Source organism: Kluyvera fluvialis, assembly GCF_059725275.1.
Genome location: NZ_AP046142.1, coordinates 1,571,523 through 1,590,706 on the forward strand (window position 1 = coordinate 1,571,523; position 19,184 = coordinate 1,590,706).

General features: G+C 53.8%; 16 protein-coding genes. 13 read left to right on the forward strand and 3 right to left on the reverse strand.

Going from position 1 to position 19,184, the window contains the following annotated elements; all coding sequences use genetic code 11:
* The first annotated feature begins 2 nt into the window (after positions 1 to 2).
* The gene (locus AC6I4B_RS07575) at positions 3 to 1,334 is read left to right on the forward strand and encodes a PTS sugar transporter subunit IIC (protein WP_497770719.1); all 1,332 of its coding nucleotides are present in this window, start codon (positions 3 to 5) and stop codon (positions 1,332 to 1,334) included.
* Between the two features lie 185 nt (positions 1,335 to 1,519).
* The gene (locus tag AC6I4B_RS07580; protein WP_497770721.1) at positions 1,520 to 3,196 is read left to right on the forward strand and encodes a carbohydrate porin; all 1,677 of its coding nucleotides are present in this window, start codon (positions 1,520 to 1,522) and stop codon (positions 3,194 to 3,196) included.
* 124 nt (positions 3,197 to 3,320) lie between these two features.
* Here AC6I4B_RS07580 and flk read toward each other — a convergent pair whose 3' ends face one another.
* Positions 3,321 to 4,337 carry a flagella biosynthesis regulator Flk gene (gene flk, locus AC6I4B_RS07585; protein ID WP_497770722.1) on the reverse strand — a complete coding sequence of 339 codons (1,017 nt, stop codon included), beginning with the start codon at positions 4,335 to 4,337 and terminating at the stop codon, positions 3,321 to 3,323.
* Positions 4,338 to 4,447: 110 nt separating this feature from the next.
* Here flk and pdxB point away from each other — a divergent pair, with 110 nt between their 5' ends.
* The 9 genes from pdxB (at position 4,448) to purF (ending at position 13,629) form a co-directional block, all read left to right on the forward strand.
* Positions 4,448 to 5,575, forward strand: a complete 1,128-nt coding sequence (gene pdxB, locus AC6I4B_RS07590; protein ID WP_497770723.1) for a 4-phosphoerythronate dehydrogenase PdxB — start codon at positions 4,448 to 4,450, stop codon at positions 5,573 to 5,575.
* Positions 5,576 to 5,639: 64 nt separating this feature from the next.
* A complete protein-coding gene (locus tag AC6I4B_RS07595; protein WP_497770725.1) occupies positions 5,640 to 6,653 on the forward strand; it encodes an aspartate-semialdehyde dehydrogenase in 1,014 nt (337 codons plus the stop codon).
* Positions 6,653 to 7,465 (forward strand): tRNA pseudouridine(38-40) synthase TruA, encoded by an 813-nt coding sequence (truA, locus tag AC6I4B_RS07600; protein WP_497770726.1) that lies wholly within the window; start codon positions 6,653 to 6,655, stop codon positions 7,463 to 7,465. Before AC6I4B_RS07595 ends, truA begins: the two co-directional genes overlap by 1 nt.
* A 25-nt stretch (positions 7,466 to 7,490) precedes the next feature.
* On the forward strand, positions 7,491 to 8,150 hold the full coding sequence (locus tag AC6I4B_RS07605; protein WP_497770728.1) for a DedA family protein: 660 nt from the start codon (positions 7,491 to 7,493) through the stop codon (positions 8,148 to 8,150).
* 196 nt (positions 8,151 to 8,346) lie between these two features.
* Complete coding sequence (gene accD / locus AC6I4B_RS07610; RefSeq protein ID WP_497770729.1) at positions 8,347 to 9,261, forward strand: acetyl-CoA carboxylase, carboxyltransferase subunit beta; 915 nt, start codon at positions 8,347 to 8,349, stop codon at positions 9,259 to 9,261.
* A gap of 185 nt (positions 9,262 to 9,446) precedes the next feature.
* A complete protein-coding gene (gene folC, locus AC6I4B_RS07615) occupies positions 9,447 to 10,715 on the forward strand; it encodes a bifunctional tetrahydrofolate synthase/dihydrofolate synthase (protein ID WP_497770731.1) in 1,269 nt (422 codons plus the stop codon).
* Entirely contained in the window at positions 10,705 to 11,379 is a 675-nt protein-coding gene (dedD, locus tag AC6I4B_RS07620; protein WP_497770732.1) for a cell division protein DedD, read from the forward strand. Before folC ends, dedD begins: the two co-directional genes overlap by 11 nt.
* A gap of 210 nt (positions 11,380 to 11,589) precedes the next feature.
* A complete protein-coding gene (gene cvpA / locus AC6I4B_RS07625) occupies positions 11,590 to 12,078 on the forward strand; it encodes a colicin V production protein (RefSeq protein ID WP_497770734.1) in 489 nt (162 codons plus the stop codon).
* A gap of 33 nt (positions 12,079 to 12,111) precedes the next feature.
* On the forward strand, positions 12,112 to 13,629 hold the full coding sequence (gene purF / locus AC6I4B_RS07630) for an amidophosphoribosyltransferase (RefSeq protein WP_497770735.1): 1,518 nt from the start codon (positions 12,112 to 12,114) through the stop codon (positions 13,627 to 13,629).
* 186 nt (positions 13,630 to 13,815) lie between these two features.
* Here purF and AC6I4B_RS07635 read toward each other — a convergent pair whose 3' ends face one another.
* Both AC6I4B_RS07635 and AC6I4B_RS07640 read right to left on the reverse strand, forming a co-directional pair.
* A complete protein-coding gene (locus AC6I4B_RS07635; RefSeq protein WP_497770737.1) occupies positions 13,816 to 15,774 on the reverse strand; it encodes a glycoside hydrolase family 127 protein in 1,959 nt (652 codons plus the stop codon).
* A 10-nt stretch (positions 15,775 to 15,784) separates the two neighbouring features.
* Positions 15,785 to 17,188 carry an MFS transporter gene (locus tag AC6I4B_RS07640; protein WP_497770738.1) on the reverse strand — a complete coding sequence of 468 codons (1,404 nt, stop codon included), beginning with the start codon at positions 17,186 to 17,188 and terminating at the stop codon, positions 15,785 to 15,787.
* Between the two features lie 336 nt (positions 17,189 to 17,524).
* Between AC6I4B_RS07640 and AC6I4B_RS07645 the strand changes: the two genes are divergently transcribed.
* Together AC6I4B_RS07645 and AC6I4B_RS07650 are read left to right on the forward strand one after the other, a co-directional pair.
* A complete protein-coding gene (locus AC6I4B_RS07645; protein ID WP_497770740.1) occupies positions 17,525 to 18,538 on the forward strand; it encodes a LacI family DNA-binding transcriptional regulator in 1,014 nt (337 codons plus the stop codon).
* 41 nt (positions 18,539 to 18,579) lie between these two features.
* Positions 18,580 to 19,149, forward strand: coding sequence for a UbiX family flavin prenyltransferase (locus tag AC6I4B_RS07650; protein ID WP_497770744.1), 570 nt, complete (start codon positions 18,580 to 18,582; stop codon positions 19,147 to 19,149).
* Positions 19,150 to 19,184 lie beyond the last annotated feature (35 nt).

A 19,184-nucleotide genomic window follows, 5' to 3' on the forward strand; every position in this document is an offset into this window, starting at 1 on the left:
TCATGGGGTTAATGAACTCATTTGAACGAGGAATGGAGAAAATCCTCGTTCCTGTAGCGATTAAATTAAACTCTCAGATACACGTTTCAGCCATTCGTGACGCATTTATTCTTTCATTCCCAATCGTCATGGCCAGCTCACTCATTATCCTGATTAACTTTGCTATTTTGTCACCGGATGGCTTTATTGCCAGTTTGCTGCATTTAGGCACATTGTTCCCGAACCTGGCGGATGCGCAGCAAATATTTACTCCAGTAATGAATGGCTCGGTCAATATTATGGCTGTGCTGATTACTTTCCTTGTTGCACGCAATATCGCGATTAGCTACCAGCAGGATGATTTGCTGTGTGGCCTGACCGCCATTGGTGCATTTTTCATCGTCTACACCCCGTATACTATTATTGATGGCCAGGCGTATCTGACCACCAAATATCTTGGGCCACAGGGGCTGTTTGTCGCGGTGATTGTGGCACTGCTGGCGAGCGAAATTTTCTGCCGTCTGGCACGTAACCCTAAAGTAACCATTAACATGCCAGCGGCTGTTCCACCGGCGGTGGCGCGTTCGTTTAAAGTGCTGTTACCGATTTTCTTCGTGATGATTTTCTTCTCCGTGGTGAACTATCTGCTGTCGAAAATCTCACCAAATGGCCTGAATGATCTGATTTACAACCTGATTCAGGCTCCGCTGAAAGATATGGGCACTAACATTTTCGCCGTGCTGATCCTGGGGCTGGTTGCCAACTTCCTGTGGGTTCTGGGTATTCATGGGCCGAATACCGTAGCGGCGATTCGTGAAACCATTTTCTCTGAAGCGAATCTCGAAAACCTCTCTTATGCTGCATCTCATGGCTCAACTTGGGGCGCGCCGTATCCCATTACCTGGACCGGGATTAACGATGCCTTCGCCAACTGTGGCGGTTCGGGCATGACTTTAGGCCTGCTGCTGGCGATTTTTATTGCCTCGCGGCGTAAAGATTACCGTGATCTCGCCAAAATGGCGTTTGTCCCGGGGCTGTTCAACATTAACGAACCGGTGATGTTTGGCCTGCCGATTGTTCTCAACCCAATCCTGGTCATTCCATTTATTCTGGTACCGTTTATTAACTCGTTGATTGGCTACTTCTTTATCACTCTGGAAATTATTCCGCCAATTGCCTACGCCGTGCCGTGGACAACCCCCGGGCCGCTGATTGCCTTCTTTGGCACGGGCGGTAACTGGATGGCGCTGTTTGTCGGCGTGCTGTGCCTGGTGGTTGCCACACTCATCTACCTGCCATTCGTGATCGCGGCTAACAAGGTGAATATGTCGGCTGCAGCAGAGCAGAATACGTAACTTATTTTATGCCCGTCATATTTTAAGTTGCCTGGGTGTTGGCTGCCTTGAGTCAGCGCCTGGGGCTTTGCTTAGTTGCCGTCAGGAATTAACGGCTCATTCAGAATATTATTTTCAATAACGGTAATTCTCCTTCAGTCAGAAATGACTGAGGGAATATTATAATTATATCTCAAGGGTATTCTATGAATTCAAGAACATTGAAGGTCAGCTTATTGTCTTTATCTATCCTGGCTGCATTATCGCCGATTGATGTTATAGCCGCGAAATTAACTGTTGAACAGCGGCTGGAAATGCTGGAAGCCGAATTGTCGGCAAATAAAGCCGCGTTAAAACAAACCCAGTCGGAATTATCAAGCTATAAAGATAAAGTTGCCACGCTACAAGAAAGTATTAAAGGAAATACACAGCGTAATGTGACTGCCGGAAATATAACGGCGCAGTCGCCGGTGGCGGATAATATTGAAAATGAGAATAGCGAAAAAGTAAATGCCGTGGCGAAGCCGGAAGTGAAAGCGACGCAGCAGGTGGCGGTTATTGATACCTCCGGCAGTCAGGCGAAGGTAGAAAGCGTCACCATGAAAGACATCAGTAAGTTTGTGAAAGAGGATATCGGCTTTAGTTATGAAGGCTATTTCCGCTCCGGTTGGGGTACTTCAAACCGTGGCTCGACGCAAACTTATGCAGCCGGTTCACTGGGCCGTTTTGGTAACGAGATGAGCGGCTGGTTTGACTTAACTTTCAACCAGCGCGTGTATAACCAGGACGGTAAAACGGCTAATGCGGTAGTGACTTACGACGGTAACGTCGGCGAGCAGTACAACGACGCGTGGTTTGGCGACAATCGCGGTAACGAAAATATTATGCAGTTCAGCGATATTTTCCTCACCACCAAAGGCTTCCTGCCGTTTGCGCGTGAGGCGGATTTCTGGGTCGGTAAACACAAACTGCCAGAGTATGAAATTCAGATGCTGGACTGGAAATCGCTCACCACCGACGTCGCCGCCGCTGTGGGTATCCAGAACTGGGATTTAGGCGTTGGGCAGTTGGATGCCTCGTTAAGCCGCAACGATGTTGATGTTTACTCGCGTGATTTCAACAATACCACGCAGATGAATACCAACTCGGTTGACCTTCGCTACCGTAATATTCCGCTGTGGCAGGATGGCTCGCTGTCGTTGATGGGCAAATATGCCTTTGCCAACAAAACGGACGAGCAGAAAAAGAACGAGCATAACAACAGTTATTTCGAGTTGAAGGATAGCTGGATGGCAACGGCGATTGTGCGCCAGGAGCTGGATCGCAAAGGCTTTAATGAGTTTACGCTGCAAGTGGCGAACAACTCTTATGGCAGCAGCTTCTCGAACTTCTCCGGCGCAAGCGACTCAATGGCTTACGGGCGCTACTACTATGGCGACCATTCCAACGGTATTGCCTGGCGTTTAATCTCGCAGGGTGAAATGTACCTGGCCAATCGCATCATTATGGCGAACGCGCTGGTATGGTCGCACGGTGAAGATATTTATAGCTACGAGAGCGGGGCGCACACCGACTTCAATAGCGTCCGCGCCGTTATCCGCCCGGCATGGATTTGGGATACCTGGAACCAAACCGGTGTTGAACTGGGCTGGTTTGCGCAGAAAAACACCACGCAGCAGGGCCAGGATTTGAAAGAGTCGGCGTACAAAACCACGCTCTATCACGCGCTCAAGGTGGGGCCAAGCTTGTTAGGCTCTCGTCCAGAAATCCGTTTCTACGGCACGTATATCAATATTCTTGATAACGAACTGTCGTCGTTCAGATTCAATGACGATAGCAAAACTGAGTTTATGGCTGGGGTTCAGGCCGAGGTGTGGTGGTAAGGATTCTGTGGGCGCCGGTTTTCAAGACCGGCGCCCTCACATTGAGGGCGTTATGATTAAGCTAATTATCACCGGCAACAATGATGAAGAGGCGGTGATGATGACGATTGCGCAGGTGTTAAGCCTACAGCAATATCCACAGTAACAGCACCACCGCCAGCGCGACCACAAACGCGATGCCAGGGCGCGCCGATAGCGATTTCAGTGAAGTAATCACTGGCACAAATGGCGCGTAAATCGGCTGTAGATTGCGCGCTTCGATGGCTTGCGCCACGCGCTCCCGCTCAATACGTTTCAGGAACAGCAGATTAAGCAACTCTTGCACCTGCACGGGCGTGAGCACGGTTTGCGGCGTGACGTTCAGATTTTGCTGGGCAAATTCGCGTACCGATTGCCATTCGTGCGGCTCCATTGGCTGCTTGAGCGCGGCCTGTAGCGTGTTAAGCGTTGGTGCGGGATGGCTGCTTAACGTTAAACGTGCCTGAAGTAGCGTCACCAGCGCATTAAAATGCTTCGCCGGGAACGGGTCGCCAGACTTCACGCCGGAAAGCTCCAGCAATGATTGCCAGATGAGTTTACTTGACTCACCGGTTGCCGCAGAAACCTTAGTCACCAGTTGGTTCAGCGTATTGTGCTCCGCCGGTAACAGTGGGCGATTCGGGGCGGCCGCCGGGCGCTGCTGCGGCTGAGGAATTGACAACTCCCCTTGTTGCAGCAGATGCAGCACCGTTTTCAACTGCTGTGGCGTCAGTTGGTTGAGGGCGGTTTGCCCAAACTGCTGGCGAATATAGTCGCTTACCGCCTGGCGGTTATTGCCCTGGCTGAGCAATTCCGTTAGCTGCGACAGCGTTTGGCGCGTGCTGAGCGTCTGTTCCGCCGTGCCGATTCGCTGATTCAGATTCTGCTCGGCGGCAGGAAAATGGCGCGCCAGCAGCGGTGAATCATTTTTTAGCCCCAGATCGTGTTTTACGCCCGCCCAGACTTCCGCGTTTTGCTGCGACGTTATCGCAATCAATCGCGTGATGAGTCGTTCAAGCACCGTACGCTGCTGGGTGCTGAGCGGTTGTTCCCCGGCTGGAGAGAGCGGAGTCGCGCCAGTGCCCGGAGGGCGCGCAGGCATACCTGAAATGGGTTGCGTCATGATTGATCCTTTGCCGTGTTGCTTTACTGATACCAGGCGCGAGTATTCCTGGCGGCGAGATTATGGCACACTTCCCCGGTTTACTCTCGTTCTCAGACAGGTACTGAACCGTGAAAATCCTTGTTGATGAAAATATGCCCTATGCCCGCGAGCTTTTTAGCCGTTTAGGTGAGGTGAGGGCTGTTCCTGGCCGCCCGATTCCGCCCGATGCGTTAACCGATGCCGATGCACTAATGGTGCGTTCGGTAACTAAGGTAAATGAAGCGCTGCTGGCCGACAAAGCGATTAAGTTTGTGGGTACGGCTACCGCCGGGATGGATCATGTTGATCAAGCTTGGCTGCAACAGGCAGGGATTGGTTTCTCCGCCGCGCCGGGTTGCAACGCGATTGCGGTGGTGGAATATGTGTTCTCCTCGCTGCTGATGCTGGCAGAACGCGACGGTTTTGCGCTGACTGACCGCACGGTGGGTATCGTCGGGGTAGGCAACGTCGGGGGACGTCTGCAAAAACGGCTGGAAGCGCTGGGGATTAAAACGCTGCTGTGTGACCCGCCGCGCGCCGATAACGGTGATGCCGGTGATTTTCGTTCGCTGGATGAGCTGGTCGCTGAAGCTGATGTTCTGACTTTCCATACGCCGCTGTATAAAGAAGGGCCGTATAAATCGCTGCATCTGGCGGACGAGACGCTGATTCGTCGCCTGAAGCCGGGCGCTATTTTGATCAACGCCTGCCGTGGCCCGGTCGTTGATAACGCCGCGCTGCTGCAATGCCTGCAAGATGGGCAAGATCTCAGCGTTGTGCTGGATGTCTGGGAGCCTGAGCCGAATCTCAATCTGGCGTTGCTGGAGCGAGTGGATATTGGCACGCCGCACATCGCAGGTTACACCCTGGAAGGCAAGGCGCGCGGCACAACGCAAGTGTTTGAGGCCTATAGCCAGTTTATCGGCCAGCCACAGCAGGTGGCGCTGTCTTCATTGCTCCCCGCCCCGGAATTTGGTCACATTAGTCTGCACGGGCCACTCTGTCAGCCAACGCTGAAAAGGCTGGTGCATTTAGTGTATGATGTGCGCCGCGATGACGCGCCGCTGCGGAAAGTTGCGGGTATCCCTGGCGAATTTGACAAGCTGCGTAAAAATTATCTTGAGCGTCGCGAATGGTCGTCATTGACCGTTGAGTGCGATGACGCCGACGCTGCTGCGTTGCTGCAAAAACTCGGGTTTAACGCCGTCCATCGTTAATGTCTTCTTAATACCCCTGTCGGATACTCCGGCAGGGTCGCTTTTTTTTCTGGAGTAAATCACCATGTCTGAAGGCTGGAATATTGCCATTCTGGGCGCAACTGGCGCCGTGGGCGAAGCCCTGATTGAAACCCTGGCGGAACGTGAGTTCCCGGTGGGCGATATCTACGCCCTGGCGCGCAATGAAAGCGCCGGCGAGCATCTACGCTTTAACGGTAAGTCGATTATGGTGCAGGATGCGACAGAGTTTGACTGGACACACGCACAACTGGCGTTTTTCGCCGCCGGTCAGGAAGCCACGGCGCAATACGTCGAAGAGGCTACCAACGCCGGTTGCCTGATCATCGACCTTAGCGGCCTGTTCGCGCTGGAGCCAGATGTCCCACTGGTGGTTCCCGAAGTAAACCCCTTTGTGCTGGCAGACTACCGTAACCGCAACCTGATTGCCGTTGCGGATAGCCAAACCAGCCAACTGCTGACGGCGCTGAAACCACTGATTGATGACGGTGGTCTGTCGCGCATTGGCGTGACCAGCCTGCTTTCCGCTTCTGCCCACGGCAAAAAAGCGGTTGATGCGCTGGCGGGGCAAAGTGCCAAGCTGCTGAACGGTATGCCGATTGATGAAGGCGATTTCTTTGGTCGCCAACTGGCGTTCAACATGCTGCCGATGCTGCCAAACCGTGAAGGTGCGGTACGCGACGAACAGCGTATTGTCGATCAGGTACGCAAAATTCTTCAGGACGATGGCCTGATGATTTCCGCAAGCTGCATCCAGTCGCCGGTATTCTACGGCCACGCGCAGATGGTGACTTTCGAAGCGTTACGCCCGCTGGCGGCGGAAGAAGCGCGCGATGCGTTCGCCCGTGGTGAAGATATTGCGCTGTCAGAGGAGGGTGAATTCCCGACTCAGGTAGGCGACGCCACCAACAGTGCGCACCTCTCCGTTGGCTGTGTACGTAACGACTACGGTATGCCAGAGCAGATTCAATTCTGGTCGGTTGCCGATAACGTCCGCTTTGGCGGCGCGCTGATGGCGGTGAAAATCGCTGAAAAACTGGTGCAGGAGTATCTGTACTAATGTCCGAGATGGAGCAACTGCCGGTCTATCGAATTGCGCTGGGCATTGAATACGACGGTAGCAAATACTACGGCTGGCAGCGGCAAAATGAAGTCCGCAGTGTGCAGGAAAAGCTGGAAAAAGCGCTCTCGCAGGTGGCGAACGAACCGATAAACGTCTTCTGTGCCGGGCGTACCGATGCCGGTGTTCACGGCACGGGTCAGGTTGTGCACTTTGAAACCCATGCGGCGCGTAAAGACGCCGCATGGACGCTGGGTGTGAATGCAAACCTGCCGGGGGATATTGCGGTGCGTTGGGTCAAAGCCGTACCGGATGACTTCCACGCTCGCTTTAGTGCTACGGCGCGGCGTTATCGCTATGTTATCTACAACCACCGACTACGCCCGGCGGTGTTGAGCCAGGGGGTGACGCATTATCATCAGCCGCTGGACGCAGAGCGAATGCACCGCGCGGCGCAAAGCCTGCTGGGTGAAAATGATTTCACCTCGTTTCGCGCCGTACAGTGCCAGTCGCGTACACCGTGGCGTAACGTTATGCACATCAACGTGACGCGCTACGGGGCTTATATTGTGGTGGACATTAAAGCGAATGCCTTTGTCCATCATATGGTAAGGAATATTGTTGGCAGCCTGATGGAGGTTGGCGCAGGAAACCGGCCAGAGAGCTGGATTGCAGAACTGCTGGCGGCAAAAGACAGGACGCTTGCCGCAGCAACGGCGAAAGCGGAAGGGCTGTACCTGGTGGCGGTGGACTACCCCGCACACTTCGAACTGCCTTCCGTGCCGATGGGCCCGCTTTTCCTGGCGGACTAACAGAGTCATTTGGGGCTAAGACAATATGGATCTCATCCGTTTTTTAATTGATTTCATTCTGCATATTGATGTGCATCTGGCGGAGCTGGTCGCTCAGTACGGCGTCTGGGTATATGCCATTCTGTTTTTGATTTTGTTCTGCGAAACGGGGCTGGTGGTAACGCCGTTCCTGCCTGGCGACTCGCTGCTGTTCGTTGCTGGGGCGCTTTCTGCGCTGCCAACCAACGACCTCAACGTGCATTTAATGGTGGTGCTGATGGTTATCGCGGCGATTGTCGGCGATGCGCTGAACTACACCATTGGGCGTGTGTTTGGGGAGAAGTTATTCAGTAATCCAGACTCGAAAATTTTCCGTCGTAGCTATCTCGATAAAACCCACGCTTTCTACGATAAGCATGGGGGAAAAACCATTATCCTGGCGCGATTTGTACCGATAGTCAGAACTTTCGCGCCTTTTGTGGCGGGAATGGGGCATATGTCCTATCGTCATTTTGCGCTGTATAACGTCACCGGCGCGCTGCTGTGGGTACTGCTGTTTACCTACGCGGGTTATCTGTTTGGCGACCTGCCAGTGGTTCAGGAAAACCTGAAACTACTGATTGTAGCCATCATCGTATTGTCGATATTGCCAGGCGTGATTGAGGTGATTCGTCATCGCCGTGCGGCAGCAAAACGGGCTAAATAAACCAGGCACGTAGGGCACGATTCAGCCGTGCCCTGTTACGACATGTTTCGCGGTTCGACCACTTTTTTATGCCAAGTTTCGGGCTGTTATGTTTTAATGTGCAACATTCATGGTCTATATGGGGAAAAAGTGGCATGATGCGCGCCCCCTGTATGGCAAAACTGGCATCGACCAGGTTCAGGCAGAAAGGTTATCAATGAGCTGGATTGAACGAATTAAAAGCAATATCACACCTACCCGTAAGGCGAGCATCCCGGAAGGGGTATGGACCAAATGCGATAGCTGTGGTCAGGTTTTGTATCGCGCCGAGCTGGAGCGTAACCTCGAGGTTTGCCCGAAGTGCGATCACCACATGCGTATGTCTGCGCGTAATCGCCTGCATAGCCTGTTGGATGAAGGGTCCCTGGTAGAGCTGGGTAGTGAACTTGAGCCGAAAGACGTGCTGAAGTTCCGTGACTCTAAAAAGTATAAAGACCGTCTGGTGTCTGCCCAAAAAGAAACGGGCGAAAAAGACGCGCTGGTTGTGATGAAAGGCACTCTGCACGAGATGCCTGTGGTTGCTGCGGCCTTCGAATTCGCCTTTATGGGCGGCTCGATGGGTTCTGTTGTCGGTGCGCGTTTCGTCCGTGCCGTTGAACAGGCGCTGGAAGACAACTGCCCGCTTATCTGCTTCTCCGCTTCTGGCGGTGCGCGTATGCAGGAAGCACTGATGTCACTGATGCAGATGGCGAAAACCTCTGCGGCACTGGCAAAAATGCAGGAGCGCGGTTTACCGTATATTTCTGTACTGACCGACCCAACTATGGGTGGGGTTTCTGCGAGCTTCGCGATGCTGGGTGACCTGAACGTTGCGGAACCGAAAGCACTGATCGGCTTTGCTGGCCCGCGTGTTATCGAGCAGACCGTACGTGAAAAACTGCCGCCGGGCTTCCAGCGCAGTGAATTCCTGATTGAGAAAGGGGCGATCGACATGATCGTTCGTCGCCCGGAAATGCGTCTGAAGCTCGCCCGTATTCTGGCGAAGTTGATGAACCTTCCGGCTCCGAATCCGGATGCCCCGCGTGAAAGCGTGGTTGTACCTCCAGTACCGGATCAGGAACCAGAGGCCTGATAAGCATACTCTATGGATTTTGAGTTGCAGGACGGCGGTAAGAGACACAATTCCGATGCGTTTACTCAGGTAAGCGATTCGGCTGAGCTTACGGACCTGCAACTTAAAAAACGACGAGTACAAAGGGTAGGGCCAGGCGGCGCTGCCCTTTTTGCTATTATCCACTGTTGAAAGTAGCGGGCACTATGGACAAACATCTTATTCCTCAGGCCACGTCGCCCCTGGCTACGTGGCTTTCTTATCTTGAAAACCTCCACGCAAAAACCATCGACCTGGGACTGGCGCGCGTCAGCCTGGTCGCAGGGCAACTGAACGTGCTGCAACCGGCGCCGTTTGTGTTTACCGTCGCCGGAACGAACGGCAAAGGCACAACCTGCCGCACGCTGGAAACCATCTTGATGGCGGCGGGTTATAAAGTTGGCGTTTACAGCTCGCCGCATCTGGTGCGCTACACTGAACGGGTGCGTATTCAGGGCGCTGAGCTTGCTGAAAGCGCGCATACCGCCTCCTTTGCGGCGATTGAATCCGCGCGTGGCGAAACCTCTTTGACCTATTTTGAATACGGTACACTCTCGGCGCTGTGGCTGTTTAAGCAGGAAAAAGTGGACGTCGCGATTCTGGAAGTCGGTCTGGGCGGTCGTCTCGATGCGACCAACATTGTTGATGCTAACGTGGCTGTTGTCACCAGTATCGCGCTGGATCATACCGATTGGCTGGGGCCGGATCGCGAAAGCATTGGTCGTGAAAAGGCGGGCGTGTTCCGCGCCGGGCGTCCTGCTGTGGTGGGGGAGCCTGATATGCCGCATACCATTGCTGATGTTGCGCGCGAGAAAGGCGCACAGCTACTGCAACGCGACGTTGACTGGCGCTACACAGTGCAAGCTGATAGCTGGACATTTAGCGATGCGCAGGGTGAACTGCGTGGCTTACCGCTACCAAACGTGCCGCAGCCTAACGCTGCCACGGCGCTGGCGGCGCTGCGCGCCAGTCAGCTTGTGGTGAGCGAACAGGCGATTCGTGACGGTATTGCCGGGGCTATTTTGCCGGGGCGTTTTCAGACCATCCAAATGGAACCTCGGGTGATCCTTGATGTTGCCCATAACCCGCACGCGGCGGGCTATCTTGCTGGGCGTCTCAAATCGCTGCCGAAAACTGGGCGAGTGCTGGCGGTTATTGGTATGCTGCATGATAAGGACATCGCCGGTACGCTGGCATGTCTGGATGGCGTTATTGATAGCTGGTATTGCGCACCGCTGGAAGGGCCGCGCGGAGCGACGGCAGAACAGTTGCGCGAACATTTGCGCACAGGTACTGTTTTCGCCAGCGTGGCACAGGCGTGGTATGCCGCAATGGCGGAAGCAAAGCCTGAAGATACGGTGCTAGTGTGTGGTTCGTTCCATACGGTAGCGCATGTGATGGAAGAGTTGGACGCGGGGAGAGCCGGTGGCAAGTAAGTTTCAGAACCGTCTTGTTGGGACAATCGTCTTAGTTGCACTGGGGGTCATCGTGCTGCCAGGGCTGCTCGACGGGCAAAAAAAACATTATCAGGATGAGTTTGCTGCCATCCCGCTGGTGCCAAAGCCTGGCGATCGTGATGAGCCGGATATGCTGCCGACGGCGACGCAAGCACTGCCTGCTCAGCCGCCGGAAGGTGCTGCGGAAGAGGTAAGAGCGGGTGATGCTGCGGCGCCGTCGCTGGATTCCAGCCGTCTGGCGGTCAATGGCAACGGCGACCTTGAGCAGATTCCACCTGCCGCCGAACTGCCGAAACCGAAGCCGGTAGAGAAGCCAAAACCGAAACCACAGCCGGTGGTCGAGCAGGTTGCCGTAACCCCACCGCCAAAAGCCGCGCCGGAAGAGAAACCTGCGCCGGTTGGCAAAGCCTACGTGGTGCAGTTAGGTGCGCTGAAAAACGCCGACAAAGTGAACGAAATTGTTGCCAGTTTACGCGGTGCAGGTTATCGCGCCTACACGTCGCCTTCGACGCCAGTTCAGGGTAAAATTACCCGTATTCTGGTTGGCCCGGATGCCTCGAAAGATAAGCTAAAAGGTTCGCTTGGCGAGCTGAAGCAGCTATCGGGGTTAAGCGGTGTGGTGATGGGATATACCCCGAACTAATCCTGCTTTACCTCTCACCCTGAACCCTTTGCTCATCAGGTAAAGGGGGCGTTTTTTGCCCGTGGGTGAGGGCGGAAACCAGTGGCGTTGAATATTTTTTCAGCGCCATTTTTTATTTATGCCTGGGAAGGAAATCCCTACGCAAACGTTTTCTTTTTCTGTTAGAATGCGCCCGAACTGGATGACAGGGCGTAAAATCGTGGGACAAATATGGTCTGGATTGATTACGCCATTATTGCGGTGCTGGGCTTTTCTTGCTTAGTTAGCCTTATCCGTGGTTTTGTTCGTGAAGCATTATCGTTGGTGACATGGGGCTGTGCTTTTTATGTCGCTAGCCATTACTACACGGAACTGTCTGTCTGGTTTACGGGCTTTGAGGACGAACGGGTTCGAAATGGGATTGCTATTGCGGCACTGTTTATCGTGACGCTCATCGTCGGCGCTATCGTCAACTATGTGATAGGCCTGCTGGTGGAGAAAACCGGTCTGTCGGGCACAGACAGGGTATTGGGGATCTGTTTTGGCGCTTTACGTGGGGTGCTGATCATCGCCGCTATTCTGTTTTTCCTCGACACTTTTACCGGAATGGCGAAAAGCGCTGACTGGCAGCAGTCGCAGTTTATTCCTTACTTTTCACCCGTTATCAGATGGTTTTTTGAATACCTTCAAAGCTCGTCAAGTTTCTTGCCCAAAGTATAAGCTTTGGGCCGTTGCTTAACGAGGAAAAGACGTATGTGCGGTATTGTCGGTATCGCCGGTGTTATGCCGGTAAACCAGTCGATTTATGATGCGCTAACGGTGCTTCAGCACCGTGGACAGGATGCCGCTGGCATCATCACCATTGATGCCAACAACTGCTTCCGGTTGCGTAAGGCAAACGGCTTAGTCAGCGATATCTTTGAAGCCCGCCACATGCAGCGTATGCAGGGCAATATGGGTATTGGCCACGTGCGCTACCCAACGGCGGGCAGCTCCAGTGCTTCTGAAGCACAACCCTTCTACGTCAACTCACCGTACGGTATTACGTTGGCGCATAACGGTAATCTGACCAATGCGCATGAGTTACGTAAAAAGCTGTTTGAAGAAAAACGCCGTCACATCAACACCACCTCCGATTCTGAAATCCTGCTCAATATTTTCGCCAGCGAATTAGACAACTTCCGTCATTATCCGCTGGAAGCCGACAATATTTTTGCCGCCATTGCCGCGACAAACCGCCAGATTCGCGGGGCGTATGCATGTGTCGCGATGATTATCGGTCACGGCATGGTTGCCTTCCGCGACCCGAACGGTATTCGCCCGCTGGTGCTGGGCAAGCGCGATATTGGGGATGGTCGTACCGAATATATGGTCGCCTCTGAAAGCGTGGCGCTGGATACGCTGGGCTTCGAATTCCTGCGCGATGTGGCGCCAGGCGAAGCGGTGTACATCACTGAAAAAGGTCAGCTATTTACCCGTCAGTGTGCCGACAACCCGGTCAGCAACCCATGCTTGTTCGAGTATGTCTACTTTGCGCGTCCTGACTCCTTTATCGACAAAATTTCCGTCTACAGTGCGCGTGTCAATATGGGCACGAAACTGGGCGAGAAGATTGCGCGCGAATGGGAAGATTTGGATATCGACGTGGTGATTCCTATCCCGGAAACCTCTTGCGATATCGCGCTGGAAATCGCCCGTATTCTCGGCAAGCCATACCGTCAGGGGTTTGTGAAAAACCGCTACGTAGGCCGTACCTTTATCATGCCAGGCCAACAGTTACGCCGTAAATCCGTGCGCCGTAAGCTGAATGCCAACCGCGCTGAGTTCCGTGATAAAAACGTGCTGCTGGTTGATGACTCCATCGTACGTGGTACGACGTCTGAGCAGATTATCGAGATGGCGCGCGAAGCCGGAGCGAAGAAAGTATACCTGGCGTCTGCTGCCCCGGAAATCCGCTTCCCGAACGTCTACGGTATCGATATGCCAACCGCCAATGAGCTTATCGCTCACGGTCGCGAAGTGGATGAGATTCGCCAGATAATCGGTGCGGATGGGCTTATCTTCCAAAACCTGGATGATTTGATTGATGCCGTTCGTGCTGAAAACCCTGATATTCAGCAGTTTGAATGCTCGGTGTTTAACGGCGTGTACGTCACCAAAGATGTCGATCAGGCTTATCTCGATTTCCTCGACTCGCTGCGCAACGACGACGCCAAAGCGGTGCAGTTGCAAAATGAAGTTGAAAATTTAGAGATGCATAACGAAGGTTAAGCTCGTTGGTATTAGGCGCACAAAGCCTGATGGCGCTACGCTTATCAGGCCTACGGTTTCGCAATATCTGTAGGCCGGATAAGGCATCGCCGCCATCCGGCAATAGGAGCACAGCGCCTGATGGCGCTGCGCTTATCAGGCCTACGGTTTCGCAAGGCATCGCCGCCATCCGGCATTGTTATTAAATCACGCCTCATCGACCCAAATACGCATTTCCCCTTCGCCGCGATTCGCCCAGCTAAACCACGGAATAAACGTTAACGTCTGCGTCTGTGCTGCCGTCTGACGCTCATCAAAACGATACAGTGGTGCATCGTCCGTCACATCAGGTTCTCGCTCGCCTTCTGCTTGCAACAGAATTTTCCCCTTCAGCACACCGTTTCCCGCCACTTCCCGCAGAACACTGGTTTTGGGCAGCGACAGATTGTGCAATTGCGCGCCGTTATCGGCTTCTTCCAGGCAATACACCAGCGGCCCGCGTTGAATGGCAACCTTGCCAGCGGCATGGCGCACCCGTGGGTTGGCATACACCCGGCGGGCAATCATCGGCAAATTCAGAGTAATGATATCGCCCTCCTGCCAGCGTCGATGCAGGTGCAGATAACCCTTAATCTTTTCTCCGCTGGCCTCATCGCCATTGACCTGAATTTGTGGCGATGAGCACCACGCTGGCAAACGCAGCGCCAGCGTATGTTCAACGGGCTGTGGCTGGGTGATGCGCAGCGTGACCTGTTCATCCCACGGATAGTTACCGCTGATTTTCAGCGCCAGCGTTTGCCCGTTAACCGTAAACGCCGCTTCACTGCCCGCATAGAAATTAATGAATAGCGCGTCGAGGCGTGGGGTGAAAAGATAGTGGCCGATAGCGACCAGCGTGCGGGCAATGTTCGGCGGGCAGCAGGCGCAGCCAAACCAACGCTGGCGCACCGGTTTAACATGGTCATAAATATGGTTGTGTGGAATGCTTTTAGGCTGCGTTTCTAATGGGTTAACGTAGAAAAAATGCTTGCCGTCCAGCGCCATACCGCCCAGCACCGTATTATAGAATGCGCGCTCCATGACATCGGCATAGTGTGCGTCACCTTCCATTTCCAGCATTCGGCGCGCGAACATCATCAGGCCGATGGAGGCACAGCTTTCACCGTAAGCGGTATCGTTTGGCAGGTCGTAGTCGCTGGTAAAGGCCTCGCCAATACCCTGAGAGCCGATTCCGCCGGTGATGTACATTCGGCGTTGCACCATATTATTCCACACTCGCAGGCAGGTCTGGCGCTTTTGTTCATCGTGGGTCAGGCGTGCGACGTGCGCTAATCCCGTCATTAAGTACACCGAGCGCACCGCGTGACCGACGGCTTCGCTTTGTTCCGCCAGCGGCTTGTGGGCGTGAGTATAGGCTTTGTCTTTCACCATCCACGCCTCGCCCCAGTTATCCCAGTGCCAGGTCCCGCCGCGTTTTTTAAATTCAATATCGTAGTAGTAGGGCTGTTGTCCACGTTCGTCGAGGAAAAAGCGGGCCAATGCCTGATAGCGCGGTTGTTGAGTGACCTCGTACAGGCGCATCAGCGCCAGCTCAATTTCAGGATGCCCAGGATAACCACGCAACTGGCCAGCATTTGGGCCAAATATAGTGTCGATATGGTCAGCGAAGCGGCAGGCGATATCCAACAACCGGCGTTTACCGGTGGCGTTATAAAAGGCGACGGCGGCCTCGAACAGATGCCCCGCGCAGTATAACTCGTGGCACTCCGCGACATTTGTCCAGCGCAACCCAGGCTCTTTCACCGTGTACCAGGTGTTGAGATAGCCGTCTTCACATTGCGCCAGCGCCAGCAGCTCGATAACGTCATCCGCCGTTTTTTCAAGTTCAGGGTCAGGTTTTTGGCGGAGTGACCAGGCAACGGCCTCCAGCCATTTGGTGACGTCGCTATCTTGAAAAACCATGCCATAAAATTCGCCGTGCTCTAACCCAGCGGCAATGCGGTAGTTTGCCAGCGCATGGCTTGGCTCGGCGTCAGGGATCGCGTCATTCAGCGCCTGCCATTGGTATGGGATCACCACGTCACGAATCAGGCGTTGATACTCGCCTAAAAATGGATCGGTGAGGGTGATTCGGTTCAGATCGGCTTCAATCACATCAGCTTGCATCGTGTTTACCTCAGGAAATGTGTGAATGTCGTTGGTGAAGATCGCTTGAAATGCGCTGCATCATTGCGCCGTTGAGGCGGCACTTCCGCAGGCACAGCGCCAGGACGAGATGGAACAACGCAGGGACGAGCGTTTGCAGCAGGGTAATGCCCTGAATAGAGGCTACGGTTTGGTTTTCCAGCCCCGGACGGTAAGCCACCATAATCAGAATCAGGCTGATAATGCCGCCGGATGACGCCCATGACAGCTTGATAAAAAACAGGTTGAAGGCGAAGTTCATCCCGGAAGAACGCACGCCGTTTTTCCACTCACCGTAATCGTCGGCAAAGGCCATAATCGAAAAGTGCAGCGGCAGCGTGAAGCCCAGCACGATGTTGTTGATGAGAATGCAGCCCAGCCACAGCGCCTGGTGCTGCGGCCCGGTGGGCAGGAAGTACATCACGATACCGAAGGCGACTAATACCAGGTTGGTGTAGTAATACAGTTTCACCATATCAATACGGCGAGAGAGCGGGTTGACGATTATCGCTCCGAGGATCGCCGCCACGGTCACAATGGCGAAAAACAGCGACATAAACCCCGTGCTGCCTTCTAGCGAGTAAGAGATAAAGTACATGTAGCCGCCGCCGCGAATACACAGGATGTTGACCAGCAAAAAGGACATCACCAGCATCATCAGCAACTGATCGTTTTTACGCAGCCCTTGCAGGTGTTCGCGCAGGGTGAATTTACCCGCGAGCGACAGCGGCACACGCTCTTTTACCCACCAGAAGCAGAGCAAAAACATCACCACGCCCACGGTACACAGCACCGTTACGCCATACTGGTAGCCTTTTGCCAAATTCCCCTGACCGAAAATTTCAACCATCCACGGCAGGCCAACGGAAACCAGAAAACCGGCAATACCGCTGAGCACAAAGCGCCAGGACTGGCACGACATCACCTGATCATGGCGGTTCGTGATGGCGTTAATCAACGCGCAGTAGGGGACGTTATTGGCGGTATAGCCCACCGACAGCAGGAAATAAGTGCCGAATGCCCAGGCGATTTTCATATTCGGCCCCATATCCGGGACGGTAAATGTGAGTATCCCGATAACGCCAAGCGGCACTGCCGTCCACAGTTGCCAGGGGCGAAAGCGCCCCCAGCGGCTGCGGGTGCGGTCAGCGATAACGCCCATGACGGGGTCAGAAACCGCATCAAAAATACGCAGGACAAAAAACATCGCGCCGACAATTGCCGGGCTAAGGCCAAAAATATCGGTATAGAAAAAGAGTAAAAAGCCGCTGATTAAATCTGAGATGCAATGCCCACCGGCATCGCCTAATCCATAACCTATTTTTTCACGGGTTGAGAGTGTCTCTCCCGCATCAACATTTTGCACATCAGTAGCCAGGTTATCAGCAATGGTCATAACCAATCCTCGAACAAGGGGTGATGATTCAACAAGTCATTACGGCGTATCTCTGACGATTTTTAGTAAATAAAGAATGGTGCTGAGTATAGACTTATGGCGATTTGAAGGTATACGACATGCTTTTTAAATGGTGAAACTGATCATATTTTTACTATAAATAAATTATTAATGGTGATATTTGTTACAAAAAATACCGGTAGAAGACGTGATTAATGATGAAGGCAAAAGTTAAACACCATGTTTAGTAAAAATAGTGTTTGCGCTTATCCGTGTTTTGCTGCGGCGTGATATCCTTTAAGCAGAATTGCCGTTAACGGGTGGAAGCAAACAGGCATGGCGAAAAAAACCAGAATTAAAGACATCGCAACGATGTGTGGTGTGTCGATTGCGGCGGTATCTCGCGCGCTAAAAGGGCAGCCGGGGCTGAGTGATGAAACGCGGCAGCGAATTTTATCTATCGCCCAGGCCGAGGGTTATGACTTCAGCCGCCTGCGTAGCGGGCGCATTAAGCGGCTGCTATTTTTACTGCATCGTGAGCACAATATCGCCAGCGCGCTGCCGTTCTACTCAACGGTGATGCTTGGCGTGGCGGACGTGTGCCGGGAAAACGAAATTGCCATGAGTTTTCAACCGATAGGCCCGGACGATGCCATCTCTGAGCTGATCAGCCTGCATCAACCGGATGCGCTGATTTGCGCCGGATATCTGGAGCCGGAAGTGCTGGCTGAACTGCGCCAGACGGCGCTGCCCGTTGCGTTAGTGGATTTATGGGCGGCTGATTTCCCCTGCGTTAACCCCGACAACTTCCACGGTGGTTTTGTCGCTACCCGGCATTTGCTGGAGCAGGGCAGAACGCGGATTGCCTTTCTCGGCACTTCGCAGCGCCACTACAGTATTCGCCAGCGTGTTGAAGGTTATCAGCAGGCGCTGTTTGATGCGGGGCTGATATTAGCGCCGGAATATCGTGTTGAAGTGCCGCCGGTCAAAGATATCGAGCAAGCGCTGGTCGAAGGAATGACTAAATTGTTGGCGCTAGCGCAGCCGCCGGATGCCATTTTCGCTTATAACGATGTCGCGGCGCTGGTGGCACTGCGCGAATGCGCGCGGCGAGGGATCCGCGTACCGGAGGATGTGGCCATCGTCGGTTTTGATGATATTGATGCTGCGGCCTGGTCGCACCCGCCGCTGTCAACGGTGGCGGTGGATAAACGCGAGCTGGGGCGCGATGCCTTCCAGCTGCTGTTGAATGACGAAAACGAAAGAAGCCTGCTGTTGCCGGTGCGGTTGGTAGTTCGGGAAAGCTCAACCGCAAACCCGTGCTCGCCACAGTTGCGTCTGGCGCCGTAATCCGGCAAAGTTTGCCCCATTATGAAAACAGGGCGGTCTGTGTGAAACGACTCATCATTGGTATTTCTGGCGCGAGCGGCGCAATTTATGGCGTACGTCTGTTGCAGGTGCTGCGCACTCTCCCGGATGTTGAAACGCATCTGGTGATGAGCCAGGCCGCGCGGCAGACGTTAGCGCTGGAAACGGATTTCTCGCTGCGAGAAGTGCAGGCGTTGGCGGATGTGGTGCACGATGCTCGCGATATTGCGGCGAGCATTTCGTCCGGCTCGTTTAAAACGGCCGGAATGGTGATTTTGCCGTGCTCGATAAAAACGCTCTCTGGTATTGTAAACAGCTACACCGATGGCCTGCTGACGCGCGCTGCCGATGTGGTGTTAAAAGAGCGCCGCCCGCTGGTGCTGTGCGTGCGGGAAACGCCGCTGCATTTGGGGCATTTGCGTCTGATGACCCAAGCCGCAGAGATTGGCGCGGTGATTATGCCGCCGGTTCCGGCTTTTTATCATCGCCCGCAAACGCTGGATGATGTGATTAATCAGACCGTCAACCGCGTGCTGGATCTCTTCGATATTACGCTGCCAGAAGGCCTCTTTACCCGCTGGACGGGCGCTTAAGCCTGCCTGAACGTAGTGCATGATGTATCTATTGC